This is a genomic window from Brachybacterium massiliense, from assembly GCF_900184245.1.
GTDB classification, from domain to species: Bacteria; Actinomycetota; Actinomycetes; order Actinomycetales; family Dermabacteraceae; genus Brachybacterium; species Brachybacterium massiliense.
Genome location: NZ_FXXB01000008.1, coordinates 915,313 through 936,089, shown reverse-complemented (window position 1 = coordinate 936,089; position 20,777 = coordinate 915,313). Strand labels below are relative to the sequence as shown.

Below are 20,777 nucleotides of genomic sequence, written 5' to 3'. Positions count from 1 at the left end.
CGGCTTATGACGCGATTCTGGCGTCGGTTCCGTCCGCGCCGTCATGATCGGCGACATGACCAGCACCGCCACCGCACCCGCTCACGGTCCTGCCCGGGGGTCATCGGATCCCGGGACCGACGCCGACGCGCCCCCTGCGCGCGGGCGTCCGCATGGGGTGCGCCTGGACCAGGTCGCCCGCTCCTTCGACGTGGCCCAGGGCCGGCACGACGTGCTGCGCGGCCTCGACGTCGAGCTCGGCTCGGGCGAGATCGTCGCCGTGGTGGGCCCCTCCGGCTGCGGCAAGTCCACCCTGCTGCGCCTGATCGCAGGCCTGGACCGCCCCAGCTCGGGAGTGATCCGGATCGGCGGCACGGCCCTGGCGGGCACCGACCACCGCACCGCCGTCGCCTTCCAGGAGCCGCGCCTGCTGCCCTGGCGCACACTCGAGAAGAACGTCGCCCTCGGCCTGCCCCGCGGCACCGACCGCGCCGCGGGCCGCGACCGGGTGCGGCACCTGCTGCAGCTCGTCGGCCTCGAGCACGCCGCGGACCTGCGCCCCCGCGAGGTCTCGGGCGGCATGGCCCAGCGCGCCTCGCTCGCCCGGGCCCTCGCCCGCAGCCCCGAGGTGCTGCTGCTGGACGAGCCCTTCGGCGCGCTCGACGCCCTCACCCGGCTGCGCATGCAGGACCTGCTGCTGGAGATCCACGCCGCCGAGCCCACCACCGTCCTGGTCGTCACCCATGACGTCGAGGAGGCGCTGTACCTCGCCGACCGGGTGCTGCTGCTGCGCTCCCTTCGCGAGGAGGGACCCGGTGCATGTTCCCTCGCCCGCGTGGTCGACGTGCCCGGCACCCGCCCCCGCGACCGCGCCGACCACACCCTCGCCGAGCTGCGCGCCCACCTGCTCGAGGGCCCACCACACCCACGGAGATCCCCTCATGACCCACCGCATCAGCCGCCGCACCGCCACCGCCCTCGGACTCAGCGCCGTGGCCGGGATGGGACTGGCCGCCTGCGTCCCGGGCGAGGGCTCCGAGAGCACCGGCTCCGGCGCCGGTGGCGAGGGGGAGTGGAGCACCGGCACGCTCACCCTCGACTGGGCCACCTACAACCCGCTCAGCCTCGTGATCCGTGACCAGAAGCTGATCGAGACCGCGCTCGGCGACTCCGTGACCGTGGAGTGGGTGCAGTCTGCCGGCTCCAACAAGGCCAACGAGTTCCTGCGCTCGGGCTCGGCGGACATCGCCTCGACCGCGGGCTCCGCCGCGCTGCTGGCCCGCGCCAACAGCTCCCCGATCAAGGTCATCGACATCTACTCCCAGCCCGAGTGGTCCGCGCTCGTGGTGGGCGAGGGCAGCGACATCACCGGCCCCGCTGACCTCGCGGGCCGCGCCGTCGCCGCGACCCCCGGCACCGACCCGTACTTCTTCCTGGTCCAGGCCCTCGCCGAGGCCGATCTGAGCATCGCCGACGTCGAACTCCAGCCGCTCCAGCACGCCGACGGCCGCTCCGCCCTCGAGGGCGGCAGCGTCGAGGCATGGTCGGGGCTGGACCCGATCATGGCCGCGGCCGAGGTCGAGTCCGGTGCGCAGCTGGTGTACCGCAACGTCGACTTCAACACCTACGGCTTCCTCAACGCCACCGAGGACTTCATCGAGAACCACGCGGACGTCGCCCAGGTGGTCGTCGACGCCTACGAGCAGGCCCGCACCTGGGCGCTGGCGAATCTCGAGGAGACCGCCCAGCTGCTCGCCGACGCCGCCGGGATCGACCTCGCGGTCGCGAGCACCGTGATCACCGAGCGCTCCAACCTCGACGTCTCCGGCGTGCCCGGCGAGGACCAGCTCGCGGTGCTCGAGGCGATCTCCCCGATGCTCTCCGACTCCGGGGACGTGCAGGGCGGGGCCGAGGCGGTCGAGAAGGCCCGCGCCGAGATCATCCACGACGCCTTCGCGCTCGCCGCGGTGGAGGCGCAGTGAGCGCCTCGACCGAGACCCCGCTGCCCGCCCCGACCGGCGCGACGGGCGCAGGCCCGACGGGGGCAGGCCCGACGGGCGTCACCGACCCGTCGGGCGCGACCGACCCGTCGGGTGCCGGGGGCGCAGCCCCCGCCGTCGGCCGCCGCGCGGCGTTCTGGGACCGCACCGGGGTGCGCCTGGCCGCCGGCGCGGTGCTGCCGCTGCTGATCCTCGCCGCCTGGCAGGCGGTGACCGCGACCGGAGTGGTGCCCGCCTACCGCCTGCCCGGCCCGCTGACCGTGCTGCAGGCCGCCGCCGAGCTGGTCGAGCGCGGCGAGCTGGGCCGGCATATCGCGATCTCCGTGCAGCGCGTGCTGATCGGTTTCGCGATCGGCTCCGTGGTGGGCCTGGCCGTCGCCGCGGTGGTGGGCCTCTCCCGCGCCGGGGACGCGCTGCTGAACCCCACCCTGGCCGCGCTGCGGGCCGTGCCCTCGCTGGCCTGGGTGCCGCTGCTGATCCTGTGGCTGCAGATCGGTGAGGAATCCAAGATCACGCTGATCGCGATCGGTGCGTTCTTCCCGGTGTTCACCACCGTCGCCGCGGCCCTGCGGCACATCGACCCGCACCTGGTCGAGGCCGGGCGCTGCTTCGGCCTGCGCGGCTGGTCGCTCTTCCGCACCATCCAGCTGCCCGCCGTGGTGCCCTCGGTGGTCTCCGGGCTGCGCCTCGCGCTCGCCCAGGCCTGGCTGTTCCTGGTCGCCGCCGAGCTGATCGCCTCCTCGATGGGCCTGGGCTTCATCCTCAACGACTCGCAGCAGAACGGCCGCGTGGACCGCATCCTGCTCGCCATCGTGCTGCTGGCCCTGCTGGGCAGCCTGACCAACGCCCTGCTGGGCCTCGCCGAGAAGAAGCTGCTGAGGAGGTGGACATGAGCACTGCAGAGGCTCTCCCTCGCGAGGAGGCGCGGCTGATCGAGTCGCGCACCTACCCCGCCCCCGCCGGGGACTGGAACGTGGACGCGAGCATCTACGCCACCGCAGAGGCCGATCCGCTCGGCTTCTGGGAGGACGCCGCCCGGCGCCTGGAATGGGCCGAGCCCTGGCACGCCGCCCTCGAGTGGCAGCCGCCCACCCCGGATCCCGCCACCGGCGAGCTCAGCATCCCCGAAGCTCGCTGGTTCGTGGGCGGGAGGCTCAACGTCGCCGAGAACTGCGTGGACCGCCACGTGCGCGCCGGCCAGGGCAGCAAGATCGCCCTCCACTTCGAGGGGGAGCCCGGGGACCGTGAATCGGTGACCTACGAGGACCTCCAGCGCCGCGTCCACCAGGCCGCCAACGCACTCACGGACCTCGGGATCGTCCCCGGGGACCGGGTGGTGGTGTACCTGCCGGTGCTGGTCGAGACGATCGTGATCGCGCTCGCCTGCGCCCGGATCGGTGCGGTGCACTCGCTGGTGTTCGGCGGGTTCAGCGCCGAGGCGGTGCGCTTCCGCCTCGAGGACACGCGTGCGAAGCTGCTGGTCACCTCCGACGGCCAGTTCCGTCGAGGCACCGCGGTGGAGGTGAAGTCCGCGGCCGACGAGGCCGCCCGCGACCTCCCGCACCTCGAGCACGTGCTGGTGGTGCGCCGCACGGGCCTGGACATCGCCTGGACCGAGGGCCGGGACGTGTGGTGGCACGAGAGCGTCGGCGCCGCGAGCGAGGAGCACGAGGCGCGCGCCTTCGACGCCGAGCATCCGCTGTTCATCATCTACACCTCCGGCACCACCGGAAAGCCCAAGGGCCTCGTCCACACCAGCGGCGGATACCTCACCCACGCCTCCTGGTCCCACTGGGCGCACTTCGACGCCCGGCCCGAGGACGTCCACTGGTGCACCGCCGATCTCGCCTGGGTCACCGCCCACACCTACGAGATCTACGGCCCGCTCTCCAACGGCCTCACCCAGGTCATCTACGAGGGCACCCCGGGCGAGCCCACCCGTGAGCGGCACCTCGAGATCATCGAGCGCTACGGGGTGAGCGTCTACTACACCGCCCCCACCCTGATCCGCACCTTCATGTCCTGGTTCGGCAGCGAGCTGCCCGGCGGGCACGACCTGTCCACGCTGCGGCTGCTCGGCACCGTGGGCGAGGCGATCAACCCCGAGGCCTGGGTGTGGTTCCGCCGCACCTTCGGGCGCGACGCGCTGCCGATCATCGACACCTGGTGGCAATCCGAGACGGGCGCTTCGATGCTCGTGCCGCTGCCGGGGGTGACCACCCTCAAGCCCGGCTCCGCGACCGTGCCGCTGCCCGGCATCGACATGGCCGTGGTGGACGAGCAGGGACGCGAGCAGCCCGCCGGTGTGGCCGGCACGCTCGTGGCCCGTCGGCCCTGGCCGGGGATGGCCCGCACCGTGTGGGGCGATCCCGAGCGCTACCGCGACTCCTACTGGCGCGACCACGCCGGACGCGGCGAGCACGGCGGCTTCTACGTCGCCGGGGACTCCGCGACGGTCGACGCCGACGGCTGCTTCTGGATCCTCGGCCGCCTCGACGACGTCGTGAACGTCTCCGGGCATCGCCTGTCCACGATCGAGATCGAATCCGCGCTGGTCGCGGACCCGACCGTCGCCGAGGCCGGTGCGGCGGGCGTGGACGACGCCCTCACCGGCCAGGCCGTGGCCGTGTTCCTCATGCCCAGCGGCGGGACCGCGGAGCTGGACCCGGCTGCGCTGCGGGCCCGGGTGGCGCACGAGATCGGCCCCATCGCCAAGCCCCGGCATGTCATCGAGGTGCCCGACCTGCCCAAGACCCGATCCGGCAAGATCATGCGCCGCCTGCTGGCACAGCTCGTCCACGCCGAGCGCGACCGCCGCGCCGGCCGCACACCCGGGCCGCTCGGGGATGTCACGTCCCTGCAGAACCCGGAGGCCGTCGACGCGGTCGCCGCCGCCCTCACCGCCCTTCCTGCCGACGACCCCGCGGTCGCCCCGCAGGCCTGAACGACCCCTACCCAGGAGGAACCGATGACCCCCACCGTCCCCCGCTCGACCTTCGAGACCCCGCTGAAGTTCGCGTACTGGGTGCCGAACGTCTCCGGCGGCCTGGTCGTCTCCACCATCGAGCAGCGCACCGACTGGCAGCTGCCCTACAACAAGCGCCTCGCCCAGATCGCCGAGAACTCCGGCTTCGAGTACGCCCTGACCCAGACCCGCTACGCCGCCAGCTACGGCGCGGACAAGCAGCACGAGGCCTCCGCCTTCTCCCTCGCGCTGCTGGGCGCGACCGAGCGGCTGAAGGTGATCGCCGCCTTCCACCCCGGCATGTGGCACCCGGGCGTGCTCGCCAAGTGGCTGATCACCGCCGACCACCTTTCCGAGGGGCGCGCCGCGGTGAACATCGTCTCCGGCTGGCTCAAGGACGAGTTCGTGAAGTTCGGCCTGCCCTGGCTCGAGCACGACGAGCGCTACGTGCGCACCGAGGAGTTCATCTCCGCGCTGCGCGGCCTGCTCACCGAGAACGGGTACTCCCAGGACGGGAAGTACTACGCGATCGACGACTTCACCCTGAACCCGAAGCCGGTGGACGTGCCCGGCCGCCCGCACCCGGAGATCTTCTTCGGCGGCAACTCGACCGCCGCCCAGGACGTCGCCGGCCGCGTCGCCGACTGGTACTTCTCCAACGGCCGCACCCTCGAGGGCTATGAGGAGAACGTCGCCGGCGTGCTCGCCTCCGCCTCCGCCGCGGGCCGCGCCCCGAAGTTCGGCCTGAACGGCTTCGTGATCGCCCGCGAGTCCCGCCAGGAGGCCGAGGAGGCGCTGCGCGAGATCGTCGCCAAGGCGCACCGCCCCGCAGTCGAGGGCTTCCGCCAGTCCGTGCAGGAGGCCGGCGCCTCCACCAAGGACGGCAAGGGCATGTGGGCCGACTCCTCCTTCGAGGACCTCGTGCAGTACAACGACGGCTTCAAGACCCGCCTGATCGGCACCCCCGAGGAGATCGCCGATCGCATCATCGAGTACAAGAAGGTGGGCGTGAACCTCATGCTCACCTGCTACCTCCACTTCACCGAGGAGGTCGCGGCCTTCGGCCGGGACGTGCTGCCGATCGTGCGTGAGAAGGAGGCCGAGCTCGCCCGCGCCCGCGGCACCGAGCTGAACACCGACCTGCTGCCCGTCGTGCCCGGCGTCTCCGCCGAGGACGCCGCGCAGGCCGCCTTCGACACCCTCCCGGCCGATCACCCGGCCAAGGCAGGAGCCGCCGCATGAGCCAGCCCACCAGCACGTCCCCCGCCGCCTCGGCCGCTGAGGCAGCGGCGCCCGCCGCTCCTGAACGTACCTTCGGGTTCCGCACCCGCGCCCTGCACGCGGGCGGCACGCCGGACGCCCAGCACGGCTCACGCGCGGTCCCGATCTACCAGACCACGTCGTTCGTCTTCGACGATGCGGCCGACGCCGCGAACCTCTTCGCGCTGCAGAAGTACGGCAACATCTACTCACGCATCGGCAACCCCACCGTCGCCGCCTTCGAGGAGCGCATCGCCTCCCTCGAGGGCGGGATCGGCGCGGTCGCCACCGCCTCCGGGATGAGCGCCGAGTTCATCACCTTCGCCGCGCTGGTGGGCGTCGGCGATCATGTCGTCGCCTCCGCGCAGCTGTACGGCGGCACCGTCACCCAGCTCGACGTCACCCTGCGCCGCTTCGGCGTGGAGACCACCTTCGTGCCCTCCTCCGAACCGGAGGACTACCGCGCCGCGTTCCGGCCCGAGACGAAGGCCCTGTACGTCGAGATCATCGGCAACCCCTCCGGCGAGATCGCCGACCTCGAGGGGCTGGCCGAGGTGGCGCATGAGCACGGCGTGCCGCTCGTGGTCGACGCGACCCTTGCCACCCCCTACCTGGTGCGTCCGCTCGAGCACGGCGCGGACATCGTCATCCACTCCGCCACCAAGTTCCTCGGCGGGCACGGCACCACCCTCGGCGGCGTGGTGGTCGAATCCGGCCGCTTCGACTGGGGCAACGGCAAGTTCCCCACCATGACCGAGCCGGTCGCCTCCTACGGCGGCATCAAGTGGTGGGACAACTTCGGCGAGTACGGCTTCCTCACCAAGCTGCGCTCCGAGCAGCTGCGCGACATCGGCCCGTCCCTGCCCGCGCAGTCCGCTTTCCAGCTGCTGCAGGGCGTCGAGACGCTCCCGCAGCGCATCGACGCCCACCTCGCCGGCGCCCGCGCCGTCGCGCAGTGGCTCGAGGAGGATCCCCGGGTCTCGTTCGTGACCTGGGCGGGCCTGGAATCCCATCCGCATCACGAGCGGGCGAAGAAGTACCTGCCGCTGGGTCCGGGATCGGTCTTCGCCTTCGGCGTACGGCCGACGGGCGAGTTCTCCTCCGACGAGGAGGAGGCCGCCGCCGCGCGGGCGACGGGCGAGGCGGTGATCGCGAACCTGCAGCTCGCCTCCCACCTGGCGAACATCGGCGATGCCCGCACCCTGGTGATCCACCCGGCCTCGACCACCCACCAGCAGCTCTCCGCGGAGCAGCTCGCCGCGGGCGGTGTGCGCGCGGATCTGATCCGCATCTCGGTGGGCCTCGAGGACATCGAGGACATCCTGTGGGACCTCGACCAGGCGATCACGGCGGCGACGGGAGTGCAGCGATGACCGAGCAGACCACCCAGCGCACCTGGAAGGCGCCGTCGGCCCCCGAGCGGCTCGCGATCCTGCGCCGCGCCAGGAGCATCGCGATCGTCGGCGCCTCGGCGAACCCCGCCCGGGCCAGCTACTTCGTGGGCACCTACCTGCTGTCCAGCTCGCCGTACGAGGTGTACTTCGTCAACCCGCGCGCCGAGACGATCCTCGGCCACCCTGCGTACGACTCGCTCGCGGACCTCCCCGTCGTGCCCGACGTGGTGGACGTGTTCCGCAAGGACGCCGACCTGCCCGGTGTGGCCCGGGAAGCGGTCGAGGTGGGCGCGAAGACGCTCTGGCTGCAGCTGGGCTCCTGGAACGAGGAGGCCGCGGCGATCGCCGAGGCCGGCGGGCTCGACGTGGTGATGGACCGTTGCGTGAAGATCGAGCACGCCCGCTTCCACGGCGGCCTGCACCTGGCCGGGTTCAACACGGGCGAGATCAGCTCGCGGAAGCAGCGCCTCAGCGGGCGCTGAGCGTAGGATCGCGGCATCAGGCGCGGGTCGGGGATCACCTCGGCCCGTGTTCTGCTGTCGGCTCACTCTCCGCTGCTGGCACCATTCCACTGTGCGCGGCGCGTCAGCCCTCGACGCGGATCCCCAGGTGGCTCGCGAAGGCCGGTGCGAGCAGCGTGACCTGCTGGGTATCGAGGGTCGCTCCCGCCAGGCCCTCGAGGTTGCCGATCGCGCCGATCTCCAGTGCGCGCAGGTCCACGTCCTGGAGCCGGGCGTGGGCGAGGTGGAGGCTGCCCACCCGGCAGCGTCGGAACGCGACGCGTGCGGCGGTCGCGTTCGAGAGGTCCAGCTCCTCGATCGTGCAGTCCTCGAAGAGCACGTCCTCGAGGGTGCTCGAGCGCAGGTTGATCCAGTCGAACTTGCTGCCGGAGATCCGGGTGGAGCGGATCTCGGCGTCGTCGACGTCCAGCGCCCCCACCCGTGAGCCGCTCAGCTCGACGTCCCGCCAGGTGGAGCCGCGGGCATCCAGCACGGGGGCGTTCAGCCGCTCGAAGCGGGTCTCGATCAGCCGGGCGTGACGCAGCACCGTGGTGTGGGCGGTGACGCCCACCAGCTCGCACTCGCTGATGCTCGTGCCCGAGAGGTCACGACCGCTGAGATCGTCGCCCTCGAGCCGGAGCCCGTCGTGGTGGCCGTGGGCGGTGAGCTGCTCGCCGTCGGCCGGATCGAGCGCGGGCAGGACGAGCGCCTGGAGCACGGGCTGTCGGGTGGCGGCGGAACGTCGGGCGATGAGGCACCTCGCAGGTCGTGGACGGGGCCGGCCGCGGTGGCGGCGGGCTGGGGTGAGCGTACGGGGTGGGGCTGACGGATGAGGGACCGGCGGTCGGCGGTTGGCGACCGGTGGCTGGCGACCGGTGGCTGGCGACCGGCGGGTGACTACCGGCGACCGGCGACCGGCGACTGGCGGGGCCGGGCGCCGTCGGGCGGGGAGTGGACGCTCCGGCAGGACTCGAACCTGCGACCGACTCCATATGAGGGAGCTGCTCTACCGGGCTGAGCTACGGAGCGCTGGGCCGGCGAGGCCGGCTCCCACCAGCGTGGGGGAGAGCGGCGGGTGCTGTCGAGCGTGCTGTCATCGACCGACGCAGAGCGTCGTGGAGGGACGTCAGGGGTCATATCGGCGCGCGGACCGTTCCTCCACAGAGGGTGGTTATCCACATTCTCGGGCGGGACGAGTGGTGAATCCTTGGGGTATTGTGGAAAAGATTCTGTTGTCACGCTTCCCGTGCTGGCGCATACGTTCTGGCCTGTGGCTTTGGTGCGGCCTGACGCTCGCGGCCCGGCGACCGTTCCTCCCCAGTCGAAGTTTTCCACATTCTTCTGGAGGGGTTTCATTTGTCAGTGGTGCGGTGAATCATGGTCATATGTTCGTCAACGCGCAGGCTCTCGACCCGGCACCCGGTGATCCCCACCGGGCACTGGTCGATGCCGTGCGCACTGAGGGCCCGCAGGCGCTCGCCGAGATGGTGGGGGACGGCGCCTTCGCGCTGCGGGAGCTCGCGCTGCACCCGCAGCAGCTGTTCACCTCCGATGCCGCCCTCGCGGGCCGGTATCGGGAGGTGGTGGGCATGATCCACGAGCTGCGCAGCGCCATGGATGCCCTCGAGGCGAGGGCGGTCACCGCTTTTGCGGACTCGCTCACCCTCGAGAAGCAGGCCGAGGCGCGCGCCCACGCCGCCCACGAAGAGGGCGAGGTCCCTCCTACGCGCAAGCTGCTGCGCGAGGCCGCGAGCGAAGCGTCGCGAGAGGTCTCGATGCTGATCCGGAAGTCGCCCGCGTCGGCGGCTCACTCCCTCGCCTCCCAGCGGCGGCTGGTCTCGGACATGCCCGAGATGCTCACGGCGCTGGCCTCCGCGAAGGTCACCAGCACCGTCGCCCACGCCACCTCCCGCTCCTTCGCCCCGCTCTCGCCCCAGCAGCGTCTCGAGGCAGATCGAGAGCTCGCCGGCCGTCTCCCGTCGCTCGACGGGGCCGGAGCCCAGACCTGGGATGACACCACCGCCGCCGTCATCGCGGCCGCGGATCCGGACGGGCAGGAGCGGCGCCACCAGCAGGCCCGGCGGGAACGCCACGTCACCGTGCGCCGCGGTCAGCACGGGATGGCCACCGTCACCGCCCACGTGAGCGCGCTCAACGCGGCGCTGATCAGGAAGCGCCTCTCGCATGAGGCCGAGCGACTCCGCGCCGCCGGTGACCGTCGCGGCCACCAGGCGATCCAGGCAGACTCCTTCGTGGGCACCCTGATCGGTCGCGAGGACGGCATGGAGCCCACCACCCTCGACATCGGCGTCATCATCACCGACCGTGCGCTCTTCCATCCCCGCTACGGGGATCTCGCCCGGATCGAGGGATACGGGAGCGTGCCGGCCGAGGCCGTGCGCGAAGAGCTGCGCGGAGTGTTCAGATCCCTGCTCGCTGACGGCGCCGAGAACGCGATGGGGCCCGACGGTCCAGCGCTCCGCGCCACGCTGCGGCGCATGTACAGCCACCCGCGCACCGGGGAGCTGGTCGGGGTCGAGTCCCGTGCCCGAGCCTTCCCCGCAGCGCTTGCGAGGTTCATCCTCTGGCGCGACCAGACCTGTCGTGGTCCCTACTGCGACGCACCGATCCGGCAGACCGACCACATCCTCCCGCACGCCGCAGGCGGTCAGACCTGCCTGGACAACGGGCAGGGCCTGTGCGCCCACTGCAACGACAAGGAGCAGCAGACCCGCAGCGTGCGTCGCGTCGGGAACCCCGCCGCCGACGGGCACCTGGTGGAGTGGACCAGCCGCGCCGGCACTCGCCGCACCACCCGCCCGCGGGCGCTCACCGAACCGCCCCCGGTGCCGTTCGTGGGAGGGGCGGGCGCTCACCGAACCGCCCCGCCCCTCCCACGAACGGCACCGCGCTTCGCACGAATCGCCGGGTACGCCGACCGAATCGCACAGCCGCTCAGAGACGGCACCTCGCCGCGCGGAGTGGAAGCGGCGCTCCCTGCGTCGCCGACGGAGCGCACGAGGCGAACGGCGGCGCCCACGCTCTCCGGGTCCCCCCGATGCCCCCGCCTGACCTCCACAGAATCCCCATGGGATGGCGGTTCGTCGGGGCTACTGTTCCGGGCATGACCTCACCTTCCCCGCGGCACACGCGCCTGATCGGCGTGCTCGGCACCGTCGCCGTGCTGAGCTATGCCGTTTTCGCCGCCGTTCAGATCCAGGTGCTGAATCCGCTCGCCACCGTGCCCGGCGCCGAGCTCCGTCAGATCCACGCCGCCGTGGGGAGGACCTCCGACACGATGGGATGGGGACTGATGTTCGCCCTCCTGCTGCCGGGCCCCGTGACCGCCGCATCCACAGCCCTCGCCGGCGCGCGCGGCCGCCTCTCCCGCACCGCCCTCGCCATGATCATGCTGGGACTGCTCACCGGCGGGTCGCCGATCTACCTGCTGGCATCGCTCCCCGCAGGCATGACCCTCGCGGACACCTTCGGGGTCGGCGGAGCGGATCATGCGCCGTGGGCGCTCATCCTCCACGCCCTCAGCCTGCTGGCCGTGCTGGCGCTCGCCGCCCTGGTGATCATCTGGGGCGTGCAGGCCGCAACTGCCTCAGCGGCTCACTCCTCAGCAGCGCACGCCCCAGATGATCACCAGGGCGGCGAGCGCCCAGCGGCTCACTCCTCAGCAGCGCACGCCCCCGCGACCCACACCCCAGCCGCCCACGCCCCTGCCGCTCACGCCCCCGCGACCCACACCCCTGCGACCCACACCACAGCCGCTCACACTCCTGCGGCCGCCTTCGCCGCACCCGGCAGCACGGCCGCGATCCGGTCCAGCACCTCCGGGGTGTGCGCGGTCGAGACGAACCAGGCCTCGAAGGCCGACGGCGGCAGGTAGATCCCGCCCTCGAGCATCGCGTGGAAGAAGCGGGTGAACGCCGCGGTGTCCTGCGCCTTCGCCTCCTCGTAGGTGCGCACCGGCTCATCGCGGAAGAACACCGAGAACAGGGTGCCCGCGGTCTGGATGACGTGCGGGACCCCGGCGGTGGTGAGCGCATCGGCCACCAGCTGCTGCAGGGTCCGGGAGACGCTGGAGAGCGTGTCGTAGGCGGCCTCGTCCAGACCGTTCAGCGTCGCGAGACCCGCCGCCGTCGCGAGCGGGTTCCCGGACAGGGTCCCCGCCTGGTAGACGGGCCCGGCCGGGGCGAGCAGCCCCATCAGGTCCTTGCGACCGCCGAAGGCGCCGACGGGAAGGCCGCCGCCGATCACCTTCCCGAAGGTCATCAGGTCTGGGGCCCAGCTGCGGTCCGCGCCGTCGACCCCGTAGTAGCCCTCGCGCGCCGCGCGGAAGCCGGTGAGCACCTCATCGCTGATCAGCAGCGCGCCGGCGGTGTGCGCGGTCTCGGACAGGAAGCGGTTGAAGCCGATCCCGTCCTCCTCGAGCGGCGTCACCACGCCCATGTTCGCGGGCGCGGCCTCGGTGATGATCGCGGCGATCTCCTGACCCCGCTCGGCGAACAGGGCCCGCACCGCCTCGCGATCGCCGTAGGGCAGCACCACGGTGTCCCGGGCGGTCGCGGCGGTCACGCCGGCCGAACCGGGCATCGCGAAGGTCGCGACACCGCTGCCGGCCTCGGCGAGCAGCGCATCCACGTGCCCGTGGTAGCAGCCGGCGAACTTCACGATCACGTCCCGGCCGGTCGCGGCCCGGGCCACGCGCAGCGCGCTCATGGTCGCCTCGGTGCCCGAGTTGACCAGCCGCACCTGCTCGACCGGAGCGATCCGGTTCACGACCTCCTCGGCGAGGCCCACCTCGCCCGGCTGCGGCGCGCCGAAGGACAGCCCGCGGCCCGCGGCCTCACGCACCGCCTCGACCACCTGCTCGTTCGCGTGCCCCAGGATCATCGGGCCCCATGAGCCCACCAGGTCCACGTACTCGTTGCCGTCGGCGTCGTGCAGCAGCGCGCCCTTCGCGTCCGTGAAGAACGGGGGAGTGCCGCCCACCGAGCCGAAGGCCCGCACCGGGGAGTTCACCCCCGAGGGGATCACCTGCTGGGCGCGGGAGAACAGATCGGCGGAGCGGGTCTGGGCGGAGGGAGTGGTCATCGGATGCTCCTTGCGTCGGGGCCGGTGGAGAGAGCGGCCGGTGGAGAGAACGGCCGGGGCGCGAGCTCAGAGGAACTCGCGCAGATGGGCGGGCAGGCCGTCGCGGTACCACCCGGCGACCTCGCTCGCGTAATAGGTCAGCACGGTCGAGGCGCCCGCGCGGCGGAAGGCCAGCAGCGACTCGAGCACGGTGCGATCACGGTCGATCCAGCCGTTGGCCGAGGCCGCCTCGATCATCGCGTACTCGCCGGAGACCTGGTAGGCGCCGACCGGCACGGGCGAGGCCTGCGCGACCTCCTTCAGCACGTCCAGGTAGGGCAGGCCGGGCTTGACCATCACCAGGTCCGCGCCCTCGGCGACGTCGAGCGCGAGCTCGCGCAGCGCCTCGCGCCCGTTCGCCGGATCCTGCTGGTAGCTGCGCCGATCGCCCTGCAGGGACGAGTCCACCGCCTCCCGGAAGGGTCCGTAGAACGAGGAGGCGTACTTCGCGGTGTAGGCGTACAGCGCCACGTCGAGGTGCCCCGCGGCATCGAGGGCGTCGCGGATCGCGGCGATCTGGCCGTCCATCATCCCCGAGGGGCCCAGCAGGTGCGCACCCGCCTCGGCCTGGGCGAGGGCCATCTCCCGGTAGCGCATCAGGGTGGCGTCGTTGTCGACCCGGCCCGCGCCGTCGAGCACGCCGCAGTGGCCGTGGTCGGTGAACTCGTCCAGGCACAGATCCGCCATGATCACCGTGGCATCGCCCAGCTCGGAGCGCAGCCGCGCCAGCGCCAGGTTGAGGATCCCCTCGGGATCGGTCGCGCCGGAGCCGACAGCGTCCTTGCGCTCGGGCACGCCGAACAGCATCACGCCGCCCACGCCGCGCTCCACGGCCTCGATCGCGGCGCGCACCAGAGAGTCCATCGTGTGCTGGACCACGCCCGGCATCGAGCCGATGGGCCGGTTCTCGCTCGCGCCCTCGCGCACGAACATCGGCAGCACCAGGTCGGCGGGGCGCAGGGTGTGCTCCCGCACCAGGGAGCGCATCGCCGCTCCGGAGCGCAGGCGGCGCGGTCGCTCGATCGGGCCCGGGAATCCGGCGGCCGAGAGATCGGCGGCCGACGGGACGGGGCCGGGCTGGGAGGTCTGAGTCATCGGGGCTCCTGAGGAGGTCGGATCGGAGGCGGCGGCGGGCTCTGCAGCACCTGCTGGACCGCCTGGGCGAGGGCAGTGTCGGTGGGCTCGTGGGCCTGCAGCGCGACGGCCAGGCCCTTCGTCCTCACCGCCGCGGAAGTGGGATCGCCGATCGTGACGATCGGGGTGGAGGCGTGGACGCCGAGCGCGGCGGCACGGCGGGCGATCATCGGGCTGGTCAGCGCGAGCGCTCCGAAACGGCCGGTCGCCAGGCCCACCGCGACCGCCGCGGGCGGCTCGACGGGCACGGGCCGGTAGGCCGTCACCTCGTGCACCCGATAGCCCCTGGCGCGCAGACCCTCGGGCACCGTGCGGGAGGCCGCGGCGGAGGCGGGGAAGAGCACGCTCGCTCCCGCGAGGGCCGGCGGCATCTCCTCGACCAACTCGGCACCGGAGCCGGCCGCCACGTGCGAGACCGGGATCCCGCCCCGGCGCAGCTCCTCGGCGGTGCCCTTGCCCACCGCGTGGACCGCGGTGCCGGGCGGCACGAGCGCCCCGGCCAGCACCTCTGCCGCCGTGCGGGAGGTGACCACCAGGTGCGTGTAGGCCCCGTCGCGGAGGCGTGCGAGCGCCGCGTCTAGCTCCTCCCCGTGCTCGGCCACGAGGCGGATCAGAGGCTGGTGCACCACCTCGATACCGCGCCGCTCGAGCTCGGTGGACAGCGTCTCGCCGCGCCCCGCCGGTCGGGTGACCAGCACGGGGCGCGGGGCGGCGACGGCGCTCATCAGGCCCGGGCCTGCTCGAGGATCTCGCCGGCCCCGCGGGAGAGGAGGTCGGCGGCGAGCTCGGCGCCGAGCGCCCACGGCACGGAGTCGGGGCCCGAGAGGACGTCGGATCCCAGAGCCAGCGCCGCGCGCGCCTGACCCTCGACGACGTGGCTGCCGTCGGGCCGGATCGCCAGCGCACGCAGGCGCAGCACTGTGCCCTGCTCAGCTGCTTCGACGCCGCTGTCACCGTCGGCGGCCGAGCCCTGCTCGAGCTCCGCGTAGGCGGCGACCGGTGCGGAGCAGCCCGCCTCGAGGGTGCGCAGCAGCGCCCGCTCCGCGGTGACCGCCGCGCGGGTCGCGGGATCATCGACCGCGGTGAGGCGCTCGGCGAACCAGGGCTGCTGGGCGAGAGCCGCCGTCGTGGCCTCGACCGCGAGCGCTCCCTGCGCGGGCGCGGGCAGCATCACCTCGACCGGCAGCAGCTCGCTGATGGCCGCCTCCCGGCCCACCCGGCGCAGGCCGGAGGCGGCGAGCACCACCGCGTCCAGATCCGCGCCCTCGCCGAGCGCCCGGTTCAGCCGGGTCTCGACGTTGCCGCGGATGCCCTGCACATCCAGATCGGGCCGAGCCCGCAGCAGCTGCGCGGCGCGGCGCGGCGAACCGGTGCCCACCTTCGCGCCCTCCGGCAGCTCGGCCAGGGTCAGACCATCACGCGCGCAGAGCGCATCGCGCGGATCCTCCCGGGCCGGATAGCAGGCCAGGGTGATCTCCTCGAGCGGCGCGGTGGGCAGGTCCTTGCAGGAGTGCACCACCACGTCCACCTCCTCGTCCAGCAGGGCCTGGCGCACCGCCGTGACGAACACGCCGGTCCCGCCGATCTGGGCGAGGGGGCTCACCCGGTCGCGGTCCCCGCGGGTGCTGACGTGCACCAGCTCCACTGCATGGTCGGTGCCCGCCACGATCGCCTCGCCCACATGCCCGGACTGGGTGAGGGCGAGCTCGGAGGCGCGGGTGCCGATCCGCAGCGAGGAGCCGACGAACGTCGAAGTGCCTGTGCCGGCCACTGATCTGGGCGTCACGAGGGATCTCCCGCCGTGAGCGCCTCCGCGCGTGCCCGCTCCACATCCTGCTCCGAATCCACACCGCTGGTGGTGGGACGGCACATCCGGCCCACGCAGCAGTTCGCGCCGCACACATCGGGGGTGCCGCCGAAATCGGTGACCACGCGGCGCGGGAACTGCGCGTCCAGGCGCTCCTGGACCAGATCGGCCAGCGCCGCGACGAAGCGGGGATCCTCCCCGGAGGTCGCCACGCGGCGGAAGGCGAGGCCCTTCTCGTCGGCCGTCTCCTTCGCCTCGGTGTCCAGATCCCACACCACCTCGACATGGTCGGTGACGAAGCCGATCGGGACCACGATCACCGCGTCGGCCGATCCGTCGGCGGCGATCTGCTCGATCACGTCGTTGACATCGGGCTCGAGCCAGGGGATGTGCGGTGCACCGGAGCGGGACTGGTAGACCAGCTGCCAGTCGGGGAGTTCGGGGATGTCGTCATGGAGCTGCTCCATCACCCAGCGGCAGGCTGCGAGGTGCTGCTCCACGTACCAGCCGCCGGAGCCCGCGACCCGCGTCTCCTCCGGGCCGGAGGCCTCCGCCATCGAGTTCGGCACCGAATGGGTGGAGAACAGCACGGCGATGCGGTCCACGTCGTGCCCCTCGACCGAGAGGCTCTGCAGCGCACCCGCGACCCCGTCCACCACCGGCTCGAGGAAGCCGGGGTGGTTGAAGTAGACCCGGACCTTGTCGATGCTCACCTCGCCGACCAGGCCGGTCTCCTCGAGCACCATCCCGAAATCCTCGCGGTACTGGCGGCACGAGGAGTAGGAAGAGTAGGCGCTGGTCACGAGGCCGAGAGCGTGGCGGTGGCCGTCGCGGTGCAGCGCGCGGACCGCGTCGGCGTTGTACGGGGCCCAGTTGCGGTTACCGAAGTAGACGGGCAGATCGATGCCGCGGCGGGCGAGCTCCTGCTCGAGCGCCGCGATCAGCGCCTCGTTCTGCGCGGTGATCGGGCTGCGGCCCCCGAGCGCGCGGTAGTGACCGGCGACCTCCTCGAGCCGCTCATCGGGGATCCCGCGGCCGCGCGTGACGTTGCGCAGGAACGGGATGACGTCGTCCTGGCCGTCCGGCCCTCCGAAGGAGGAGAACAGGATGGCGTCGAAGGGCTTGGCCTCGCCGCGGCGGGTGTGGGTGGGGGAGTCAGGATCGACGGCGCGGGGGCTCGGCATCGACAGGGTCTGATCGGTCATGGGGCGTCCTCGGTGGTGAATCGTGGTGGGAGCGGTGCTCAGGCGAGCAGGGCGGCGACGTCCTCGAGATCCTCGAGGCGGCGGCCGGTGTGGAAGGGGAGTTCGTCGCGCACGTGCAGGCGCGCGTCGGAGTAGCGCAGGTGACGCATCATGTCGACCAGGTCGTGCAGGTCATCCGCCTCGAAGGAGAGCAGCCACTCGTAGTCGCCGAGGGCGAAGGCGGCGACGGTGTTGGCGTTGCACTGCGGGTAGTCGCGGCCCAGCAGGCCGTGCTCACGCAGCATACGGTTGCGCTCCTCGTCGGGCAGCAGGTACCACTCGTAGCTGCGCACGAAGGGGTAGACGGTGATCCACTGCTTGCGCTCGAATCCCGGCACCATGAACGAGGGCACGTGGCCCTTGGCGAACTCGGCCATGCGGTGCACGCCCATCGCGGCCCACTCGCGGTGCAGCCAGGTGCCCGGCAGGGAGCGCTCGAACTCGCGCAGGGCGCGCTGCAGCGCCTCGGGCTCGTCGGCCGCGAGCCACAGCATCAGGTCATCCTCGGCGCGGAAGCCGGAGACGTCGTAGAAGCCCAGGATCTCCACCCCGCCGTCGGAGGCCGACTCGATGAGACCGGTGACGTCCCGCAGCGCGTCGGTGACCTGCGCGGTGGTGAGCTCGCCGTCCTCGGTCAGGCCCGAGAGGCGGCGGAACACGGTGTAGCTCGTGTAGCGGGTGGTCTGCGCGATGTCCTCCGGGGACTGCGCGGTCGCGCCTGCGGGGGCGTCGTTCATGACGGGGATCCTTCCGTGAGGGAGTCGTCGGCGCGCACGATCGCGTCGATGCCGGTGCCGGCCCGCCAGGAGCCGACGAGTTCGAGGGACGGCTGCTCGGCGAGCAGCGCGGCGAGGGAGTCGAGGGCGGCGCGGTGACCGGGCAGGGGCTGGCGCATCGCGCGCTCCCAGTCGATCACCGCGGAGTCCAGCAGCTGGCTGCGATCCAGGTGGACGCCGAGGATGCGGGTGGCATCGGCCAGGGCCAGATCGATCAGCTCCTCGCGGCCGGGCAGGGCCTCGCCCGGCCGGCCGTAGGACAGCCGCACCAGGTGCGGGGAGCAGGCCGACGGCAGCGCCTCGCGCAGCGCGCGCTGGACGTGCTCCCACTTGGCGCTGGCATGGGTGAGGGCCTTCGCCCGGATTCCGGCGGTGCCCGGGGCGACCAGCGCCCCGGTGCCGGAGGGGAAGGCGTCCAGCGCGGGGGCGTCGAGCACCAGCGCGGCCAGGCGCACCGCGGCCGACGGGGCCTGCGGGATCGCAGCGGCGACGCGGGGCGCGGCGGTGGCCAGCAGCTCGCGGGCGGTGTCGGGCGGGCAGGCGAGGACCAGGTGCTCCGCGCTCAGCTCCTCACCGCGTGAGGTGCGCACCTGCCACACGGCCTCCCCGTCCGTCTCCTCGCGGGTAAGGCCCACGACCTCCACGCCGGTGCGCAGGATCCCGCCCGCGGCCAGGAGTCGTGCCTGCAGGGTCTGCGGCAGCGCGGCCATGGTGGGGGACAGCGAGTGCACGCGGGTGCCGGCGCTGCCCGCGGAGCGGCCCCGGATCCGCCGCACCGCCGCGGTGAGGGAGCCGTGCTCGGCCAGGCCCGCGCTGAGCGCCGGGGAGGCGGCCGCGAACTCGAGGGTCGCCGGATCCGAGGAATGGACCCCGCCGATCACCGGCGCAACCAGGCGCTCGAGCACCTTACGGCCCGAGCGTCGGCGCACCACCTGCGCGACGGTCGCGCCGGGGCGGGCGCCGAGAGAGGCGGGCAGGAAGCGCTCGAGCGCCGCGCGCAGCGCGCCGGCGGTGCCGAGCACCGCACGCACGTCCGCCGCCAGCGGCCGCGAGGGGATCCCCAGCAGGCTCGCGCCCGGGGCGCGGTGCGCGCCGGCGTCGGAGACCACGCGGCTGCCCAGGCCTTCGCGCGGAGCGACGATCTGCTCGGCCAGGCCCAGCTCGGCGACCAGGGCATCCACGGCGCCGGAGCCGTTCGAGTAGGCCTCGGCGCCGGTGTTCAGCGCGAGGTCGCCAGCGCCCGGCAGGACGCTCTGCGCGATCGCGCCGCCCACCGAGCCGGTCGCCTCGAGCAGCACCACCCGGTGCCCGGCACGCAGGTGGCGCCGGGCCGCGAGCAGCCCGGCCAGGCCGCCGCCGACCACGAGGACGCGCATGGTCATGCCCGCTCGGTGCTCTGCTCGTGCAGGTAGCTGACCAGGTCGGTGAGGACCTGCGGGTCCGCGTCGGGCGGGACGCCGTGGCCGAGGTTCACCACGTGCCCGGCGGCGCGGGAGCCGGCCGCGAGCACCGAGCGCGCCTCCGCGAAGCGGACCTCCTCCGAGGTGAACAGGGTCGCCGGATCGAGGTTGCCCTGCACGGGCAGGCCCTCGGGGAGGATGTCGAGCGCCTGGTCCAGGCGCAGGCGATGATCCACGCCCATCGCGGTGGCGCCCGCCTCGAGCATCGGGGTCAGCAGGTGCGCGGCACCCACCCCGAAGTGGATCCGGGGCACGGGCAGGCCCGCGACATGGTTCAGGGTCGCAGCGGAGTGGGGCTGCACGGAGCTGCGGTACATGTCCTCCGAGAGCGCGCCCACCCAGGAGTCGAACAGCTGCACGGCGGAGGCGCCGGCGAGCACCTGCGCGCGCAGGAAGCGGCCCGAGAGCTCGGCCACCCAGCTCGCCAGGCGATCCCACACCTCGGGGTGGCTGCGCATCAGAGCCCGGGTGCGCAGGTGATCACGGCTGGGGCCGCCCTCGACCATGTAGCTGGCCACGGTGAAGGGGGCGCCGGCGAAGCCGATCAGGGGCGTGGTGCCGAGCTCCGCGACGGTCAGGCGCACCGCCTCGCGGATCGGCTCGAGCGCGGCGTCGTAGACGTCGTCCAGCGGCGGGAGCGCCGCGACGTCCGCCTCGGTGCGGATCGGATGGTCGAATACGGGGCCCACACCGGGCTTGATCTCCACGCCGAGGCCCGCCAGGCGCGCGGGGACCACGATGTCGGAGAAGAAGATCCCCGCGTCCACTCGGTGGCGCCGCACCGGCTGGACGGTGATCTCGGAGACCATCTCCGGACGCTCGCAGGAATCGAGCATCGTGGTGCCCTCGCGCAGGGCGCGGTACTCGGGCAGGGAGCGGCCGGCCTGTCGCATGAACCACACGCTCGGGGTGGCGCCCCTCACGCCGCGCAGCTCCTGCAGCAGGGAGGCATCGGCCACTCCGCCCTCGCCGGTGGGGCGCTGCGCGGGGTGCTCCGGAGGCAGCGCCGGGGAGCCCTCGGAGGGGTCGGGCAGGGTGATCGCAGGGGCGGTGGCGAGCCTCGGGCCTGCGGCGTTCCCGGTATCTGACAGGCGTCGCGATCGATCTGACGCACTG

At 72.9% G+C, this 20,777-nt stretch carries 17 protein-coding genes, 1 tRNA gene and 1 pseudogene; 9 read left to right on the top strand and 10 right to left on the bottom strand.

What is annotated here, in order from left to right; translation table 11 throughout:
- Positions 1 to 55: 55 nt before the first annotated feature.
- The 7 genes and pseudogenes from BN4251_RS14320 to BN4251_RS14290 all read left to right on the top strand — a co-directional run.
- Positions 56 to 895 (top strand): annotated as a pseudogene (locus BN4251_RS14320) (ABC transporter ATP-binding protein); the annotation flags it as partial.
- Positions 896 to 920: 25 nt separating this feature from the next.
- Positions 921 to 1,961 (top strand): aliphatic sulfonate ABC transporter substrate-binding protein, encoded by a 1,041-nt coding sequence (locus BN4251_RS14315; RefSeq protein ID WP_087485719.1) that lies wholly within the window; start codon positions 921 to 923, stop codon positions 1,959 to 1,961.
- Entirely contained in the window at positions 1,958 to 2,872 is a 915-nt protein-coding gene (locus BN4251_RS14310; RefSeq protein WP_245810368.1) for an ABC transporter permease, read from the top strand. Before BN4251_RS14315 ends, BN4251_RS14310 begins: the two co-directional genes overlap by 4 nt.
- On the top strand, positions 2,869 to 4,923 hold the full coding sequence (acs, locus tag BN4251_RS14305) for an acetate--CoA ligase (RefSeq protein ID WP_087485718.1): 2,055 nt from the start codon (positions 2,869 to 2,871) through the stop codon (positions 4,921 to 4,923). The genes BN4251_RS14310 and acs overlap by 4 nt, the downstream gene beginning before the upstream one ends.
- 24 nt (positions 4,924 to 4,947) lie before the next feature.
- Entirely contained in the window at positions 4,948 to 6,186 is a 1,239-nt protein-coding gene (gene sfnG / locus BN4251_RS14300; protein WP_087485717.1) for a dimethylsulfone monooxygenase SfnG, read from the top strand.
- Complete coding sequence (locus BN4251_RS14295) at positions 6,183 to 7,577, top strand: O-acetylhomoserine aminocarboxypropyltransferase/cysteine synthase family protein (RefSeq protein WP_245810367.1); 1,395 nt, start codon at positions 6,183 to 6,185, stop codon at positions 7,575 to 7,577. The genes sfnG and BN4251_RS14295 overlap by 4 nt, the downstream gene beginning before the upstream one ends.
- Positions 7,574 to 8,080, top strand: a complete 507-nt coding sequence (locus BN4251_RS14290) for a CoA-binding protein (RefSeq protein ID WP_087485716.1) — start codon at positions 7,574 to 7,576, stop codon at positions 8,078 to 8,080. The genes BN4251_RS14295 and BN4251_RS14290 overlap by 4 nt, the downstream gene beginning before the upstream one ends.
- 103 nt (positions 8,081 to 8,183) lie before the next feature.
- Here the strand turns inward: BN4251_RS14290 and BN4251_RS14285 are convergent, their stop codons facing one another.
- The gene (locus BN4251_RS14285) at positions 8,184 to 8,816 is read right to left on the bottom strand and encodes a pentapeptide repeat-containing protein (RefSeq protein ID WP_245810366.1); all 633 of its coding nucleotides are present in this window, start codon (positions 8,814 to 8,816) and stop codon (positions 8,184 to 8,186) included.
- A gap of 234 nt (positions 8,817 to 9,050) precedes the next feature.
- Positions 9,051 to 9,127: transfer RNA gene (locus tag BN4251_RS14280), tRNA-Met, on the bottom strand.
- 356 nt (positions 9,128 to 9,483) lie between these two features.
- Here BN4251_RS14280 and BN4251_RS14275 point away from each other — a divergent pair.
- On the top strand, positions 9,484 to 11,226 hold the full coding sequence (locus tag BN4251_RS14275) for an HNH endonuclease signature motif containing protein (RefSeq protein ID WP_170931973.1): 1,743 nt from the start codon (positions 9,484 to 9,486) through the stop codon (positions 11,224 to 11,226).
- Positions 11,223 to 11,993 carry a hypothetical protein gene (locus BN4251_RS18060; protein WP_140398448.1) on the top strand — a complete coding sequence of 257 codons (771 nt, stop codon included), beginning with the start codon at positions 11,223 to 11,225 and terminating at the stop codon, positions 11,991 to 11,993. The genes BN4251_RS14275 and BN4251_RS18060 overlap by 4 nt, the downstream gene beginning before the upstream one ends.
- Here BN4251_RS18060 and hemL read toward each other — a convergent pair.
- The 8 genes from hemL to hemE all read right to left on the bottom strand — a co-directional run bounded on the left by hemL (position 11,876) and on the right by hemE (position 20,620).
- Positions 11,876 to 13,201, bottom strand: a complete 1,326-nt coding sequence (gene hemL / locus BN4251_RS14270; RefSeq protein ID WP_087485714.1) for a glutamate-1-semialdehyde 2,1-aminomutase — start codon at positions 13,199 to 13,201, stop codon at positions 11,876 to 11,878. The genes BN4251_RS18060 and hemL overlap by 118 nt on opposite strands.
- Before the next feature lie 66 nt (positions 13,202 to 13,267).
- On the bottom strand, positions 13,268 to 14,335 hold the full coding sequence (gene hemB, locus BN4251_RS14265; RefSeq protein ID WP_087485713.1) for a porphobilinogen synthase: 1,068 nt from the start codon (positions 14,333 to 14,335) through the stop codon (positions 13,268 to 13,270).
- Positions 14,332 to 15,099: a uroporphyrinogen-III synthase gene (locus BN4251_RS14260; protein WP_087485712.1), complete on the bottom strand. Its 768-nt coding sequence runs from the start codon at positions 15,097 to 15,099 to the stop codon at positions 14,332 to 14,334. The genes hemB and BN4251_RS14260 overlap by 4 nt, the downstream gene beginning before the upstream one ends.
- Entirely contained in the window at positions 15,099 to 16,160 is a 1,062-nt protein-coding gene (gene hemC, locus BN4251_RS14255) for a hydroxymethylbilane synthase (protein ID WP_245810365.1), read from the bottom strand. Before hemC ends, BN4251_RS14260 begins: the two co-directional genes overlap by 1 nt.
- A complete protein-coding gene (locus tag BN4251_RS14250; protein ID WP_087485710.1) occupies positions 16,157 to 17,386 on the bottom strand; it encodes a ferrochelatase in 1,230 nt (409 codons plus the stop codon). Before BN4251_RS14250 ends, hemC begins: the two co-directional genes overlap by 4 nt.
- Before the next feature lie 38 nt (positions 17,387 to 17,424).
- On the bottom strand, positions 17,425 to 18,162 hold the full coding sequence (gene hemQ / locus BN4251_RS14245; protein WP_087485709.1) for a hydrogen peroxide-dependent heme synthase: 738 nt from the start codon (positions 18,160 to 18,162) through the stop codon (positions 17,425 to 17,427).
- Positions 18,159 to 19,583: a protoporphyrinogen/coproporphyrinogen oxidase gene (locus BN4251_RS14240; RefSeq protein WP_087485708.1), complete on the bottom strand. Its 1,425-nt coding sequence runs from the start codon at positions 19,581 to 19,583 to the stop codon at positions 18,159 to 18,161. The genes hemQ and BN4251_RS14240 overlap by 4 nt, the downstream gene beginning before the upstream one ends.
- Positions 19,580 to 20,620: a uroporphyrinogen decarboxylase gene (gene hemE, locus BN4251_RS14235; protein WP_087485707.1), complete on the bottom strand. Its 1,041-nt coding sequence runs from the start codon at positions 20,618 to 20,620 to the stop codon at positions 19,580 to 19,582. Before hemE ends, BN4251_RS14240 begins: the two co-directional genes overlap by 4 nt.
- Positions 20,621 to 20,777: the final 157 nt, after the last annotated feature.